The 4,266-nt window shown below is 62.6% G+C and carries 5 protein-coding genes and 1 pseudogene; all 6 read right to left on the minus strand.

Going from position 1 to position 4,266, the window contains the following annotated elements:
* Positions 1-65: 65 nt before the first annotated feature.
* Positions 66-311 (minus strand): annotated as a pseudogene (locus AC52Q4_RS12200) (histidine--tRNA ligase); the annotation flags it as partial.
* Positions 312-485: 174 nt separating this feature from the next.
* Positions 486-1,574: a RodZ domain-containing protein gene (locus AC52Q4_RS12205; RefSeq protein WP_495537074.1), complete on the minus strand. Its 1,089-nt coding sequence runs from the start codon at positions 1,572-1,574 to the stop codon at positions 486-488.
* Positions 1,561-2,334, minus strand: a complete 774-nt coding sequence (pilW, locus tag AC52Q4_RS12210; protein ID WP_495537075.1) for a type IV pilus biogenesis/stability protein PilW — start codon at positions 2,332-2,334, stop codon at positions 1,561-1,563. Before pilW ends, AC52Q4_RS12205 begins: the two co-directional genes overlap by 14 nt.
* Positions 2,331-3,440 carry a dual-specificity RNA methyltransferase RlmN gene (rlmN, locus tag AC52Q4_RS12215; protein ID WP_495537076.1) on the minus strand — a complete coding sequence of 370 codons (1,110 nt, stop codon included), beginning with the start codon at positions 3,438-3,440 and terminating at the stop codon, positions 2,331-2,333. The genes pilW and rlmN overlap by 4 nt, the downstream gene beginning before the upstream one ends.
* Positions 3,441-3,454: 14 nt before the next feature.
* Positions 3,455-3,883: a nucleoside-diphosphate kinase gene (gene ndk, locus AC52Q4_RS12220; RefSeq protein ID WP_495537077.1), complete on the minus strand. Its 429-nt coding sequence runs from the start codon at positions 3,881-3,883 to the stop codon at positions 3,455-3,457.
* A gap of 109 nt (positions 3,884-3,992) precedes the next feature.
* A partial coding sequence (locus AC52Q4_RS12225) for a HesB/IscA family protein (protein ID WP_495537078.1) occupies positions 3,993-4,266 on the minus strand: 274 nt, incomplete at its 5' end.

A 4,266-nucleotide genomic window follows, 5' to 3' on the forward strand; every position in this document is an offset into this window, starting at 1 on the left:
CGGGGTTGAGCTCCATGCAACAGGCCATGCTCAATGCAGGCACGAACCGCCCCGGCCGTTCCTTATGGGCGCAGCGTGATGCTCTCGCCGTAGCGGTCCTCGAAGGTATACATCTCCTTTTCGACAATGTCGGTTACCTCGCCAATGGCGCGGGCAAACAATGCCGTCTTCTCCACGAGGGGCAAACGGATTTCCTGATAGTCGTAGGCGGCGAGCACTTCACACAGCGTGGTCTCGACGAAACGCCAAATCGGATTCGCCGCGGGAAGAATATCGTTGAAACCGCGCACGCCCTGGATCGATTTACCCAACAGCCCACTCCCACTGATCGGACCCTCGCCGGTCCCGCTCTTTTTCACTAACGAGATCTCGGCCTCCCACCCCGCCGGGCGCGATGCAGAATATTAACCCGTTGACAGCTTGGCAATGCCCCCGGACTCGGCGGTCTCTCGTACGGCGCTCGCGGGACGCCGCTGCGATCGCGGCTAATCGCGAGTGCCGGTGAGGGTAAAACGCGCCACCTTGTCGTGTGTATAGGGCCCGAGATCCACACGCGAGCCGTTGTGGCGTAGCCGCACCTGCGTCGCATCACCGATGGTAATGGCGAAAGGTGGCCTTCCGGTTATCCGTCGACTCTCGCCGCGATTGAGCAGCCCGTAGACCAGTCGTTGACCGCTGGCATCCTCCACGTCGACCCACGACTCGCCGCTGGCCTCCACTTTGAGCGTTTCCAGTGCCGCCCTTTGCGAGGGCGACGCGGCCTCGGAGGCGAGTGGTTCCGCCGCGGCCGTGCCATTGTCCAGCTTTTGATCCACACTTTCGGCTGCCTCGGTCGAGACGCCTCCATCACCGGTGCGCGGCGGTGCTGGTGCCAAGGCAGCCTGCCCGGCCGTTTCACCATCGGTGTCATTCAAGCCGCGCACGCGCCATTGTTCTGGCGCCGAAGGGGGAGCGGAAGCGGCCGCCGTTGCGACACGCGTTTGGGACACCTCCGCGGCGGTGCGCGTTGTCTGTGAGTTCGGCGCCACGGCTGCCCTATCTCCATCGGCCTCTGCTGCCGGGGCCGGCCTGCTCTCACCGGCGCTGCGCTCGGGCTCGTTCAGCAGGGGAGGCTCGGGCGCGGAGCGCCGCTCTGTCCAAAACATCCAGCCGCTGATCAACACGGCCGCGAACGCCAAGGTCAGCAACCCGGACGCACTCATGGAGAAACGCGCCACTCTGCGCGCGCCGGCGTGCCGCCCCCCGACACGCCCCACGTTCGATGTCAACGGCCGGGAACGCTCCTGCGGACCCATACGCTCGAATGCCTGCAACACACTGGCCGCCGGAAGGTTCACCAGTCTGGCGTAGGCGCTGAGATAACCCCGGACGTACGTGACCGGCGGCAACTGATCGTAATCATCGGCCTCCAACGCCTCGATGACGCGTTGCTCCAGATGCAGCGTATCGGCGATCGAGGCCACACTGAGCCGGCAGCGCTCGCGGGCCTGGCGCAACCTCAGCCCCGGTCCGCGGGATTCCTTGGACAACGATTCGATTTCCACCTCTGTATGCAGATGTTCAGAGCCTTCCATCTTTTTCCCACTCCAGGAGCTGGCGTGTCTGAATCGAATCAGGGAATTTTCGCTGCAATAGCAGCTTGTAGCTGGCAACGGCGTCCTTGTCACCAAGCGCGTGCGCCAGGCGAATGCCCAGCCAAAGGGTGCTCGCCGACTGCGGCGCCACGGCGAGATAGCGCTGGTAATAGCCCTGCGCCGACAGAAAATGCTTGTCATCGAAGCGCAGCTGCGCCATGTTCCTCAGCGCCGGGGGATAACGCGGATCGAACTTGAGGGCGCGCAGGAAGAAATTTTCGGCGTCCCCCGAGTCCCCATGCTGAATGGCGCAGACACCCGCATTGGTAAGCGGTACTTGCGGGCTCTCGTAGGTCGGATTCTCCGCGGAACGTGAGAAATATCGCTCGGCTCGATCGTAGTCCCCGCGCTGGCAGAGGAAGCGTCCATAGTTGTTCAGTGCTGAAGAATTGTGCGGCTGCAGTTCGACGGCGCGCCGATAGTGCTCGCGCGCCAGCTCCGCCTTATCGAGCTGCTCGTATACAACGCCAAGTGTCATATGGGCATCGGAATTGCCTGCGTTCTGATTCAGCGCCTTCTCGAGCTTGCGCACGGCCTGCTGGAGCTCGCCTTTCTGCAGGTACCGAATCCCGAGCTGAGTGTTGATCTCGGAGGCCTTGGTTAATGCCTCTTGGCTCGGCGGCTGGGTGGAGTTCGTTGCACAACCCACCGCCCACAGCATACTGCACAGCGCAATCAGCGCAGCGGCGTATCGTCTCATCCGCGCACCGACGGCAGGGGCGGCTGATCCGGGCGAGGCCGGCGCATGCGATCGCGTACTTGACCGACCAACTGTCCACACGCGCCGGCGATGTCATCGCCGCGGGTCTTGCGCACGGTGGTGATGTAACCGGCGCGTTGCAGAATCTCGGTAAAACGCGAAATGCGTTGCAGCGGCGAACTGCGGTAGCGCGCACCGGGGAATGGATTGAAGGGAATCAGATTGATCTTGGAGGGTATACCGACCAATAAGCGGGCCAGCTGCTGCGCATGAGCGTCCGTGTCGTTGACCGCATCGAGCATCACGTACTCCCAAGTGATCTTGTGATGCGGAGTGCGCTCGACGTAGTGGCGGCAGGCCGCGAGGAGCTCGGCAAGCGGGTATTTGCGATTGATCGGGACCAGCTCATCCCGTAAGGCGTCATTGGGTGCGTGCAAGGACACTGCCAGACTGACGCGACTTACCTTGGCGAGGCGGTGGAGGGCCGGAACAATGCCCGAAGTACTGACTGTCACACGCCGTCGGGACAAGTTATAGGCGTGCTCGTCCAACATCAGGTTGCTCGCCGTCAGCACGGCGGCGAAATTGGCCAACGGCTCCCCCATGCCCATGAAGACAACATTGGTTACCTTTCGCCCGCCGCCCTCTGCCTCCAGGACTTGAGTGACGAACAACAATTGGCCGATGATCTCCGCCGCCGTGAGGTTGCGATTGAAGCCCTGCTGCCCGGTCGAACAGAACGTGCACGCCAGCGGGCATCCCAACTGGGAGGACACGCATAACGTGCCCCGCCCGGACTCGGGGATGAATACCGTCTCGATTGCGTTGTCCCCATCGAGCGTGAGCAGCCATTTGCGGACCCCGTCGGCGGAAGTCCGGTCGAAAACCGCGCTTGGTAGGCGAATTTCCGCCGCCTCGGCAAGGCCGGCTCGCAACGACTTGCCAAGGTCGGTCATGCGCTCGAACTCGAAGGTTCGTCGCTGGTGTATCCACTTGATGAGCTGAACGGCCCGGTAAGGTGCCTCCCCCAGCTGACCGAACCAGCCCCGGAGCGCTTGCCGGTCGAAGTTGAGCAAGTTGATCTTACGAGGTTCGGTGCCCGCCATCGCCTGAGCGCGCGCTAACCGCGCGAGAAGATCTCATCTTGCTCGAAGAAGAAGTGGATCTCCTGCTGCGCAGTCTCCGGCGCATCGGACCCATGCACCGCGTTGGCATCGATCGTCTCGGCGTAGTCGTGACGAATCGTGCCGGCGAAGGCCTCTGCGGGGTTGGTCGCCCCCATGATCTCCCGGTTCTTGCGAATTGCCTCCTCACCCTCTAGGACCAGGACCAGGATCGGCGCGGAACACATGAACCCGACCAGGTCCTTGAAAAAAGGCCGCTCCCGGTGAACGGCATAGAAACCCTCCGCCTGCTCGCGCGTGAGATGCATCATACGCGCCGCGACGATGGACAAACCCGCCTGCTCGAAGCGGCCACAGATCCCTCCGATAAGGTTTCTGGCAACCGCATCGGGCTTGATGATCGAAAGGGTGCGTTGCACTGGCACTTGACAATCCGTCCTCTGTTAATTCGCTGAACCGATACCTCATGGCCGCCACGTGAGGCCCGCCCGCTCCCAATCCACAGCGTGGCGCAGCAGAACGCCGACGGGCCAGCTAGACCGAAAAGCTCTCACCGCAGCCGCACTCGGCCTTGCTGTTCGGGTTACGAAAGCTGAACCGCTCGTTGAGCCCTTCACGAACGAAGTCCACTTCCAGACCGTCCAGAAACGGCAGACTCTTCGGGTCCACCACCAGTTTGATCCCGGGGTTCTCAAACACGGCATCGTGCGCGTCTACGTGGTCGGCGTAGGCCACCGTGTAGGCGAATCCAGTGCAGCCAGAAGTCTTGACACCCCGTCGCCTCCCCACTGCGGAGCCAGGTCGGGTC

The sequence above is a fragment of the Nitrococcus sp. genome (assembly GCF_059432795.1).

What these genes read in the sequence shown, in the direction of transcription:
- AC52Q4_RS12205 (WP_495537074.1), bottom strand. Translation starts at nt 1,574, where the DNA reads ATGGAAGGCTCTGAACATCTGCATACAGAGGTGGAAATCGAATCGTTG.
- pilW (WP_495537075.1), bottom strand. Translation starts at nt 2,334, where the DNA reads ATGAGACGATACGCCGCTGCGCTGATTGCGCTGTGCAGTATGCTGTGG.
- rlmN (WP_495537076.1), bottom strand. Translation starts at nt 3,440, where the DNA reads ATGGCGGGCACCGAACCTCGTAAGATCAACTTGCTCAACTTCGACCGG.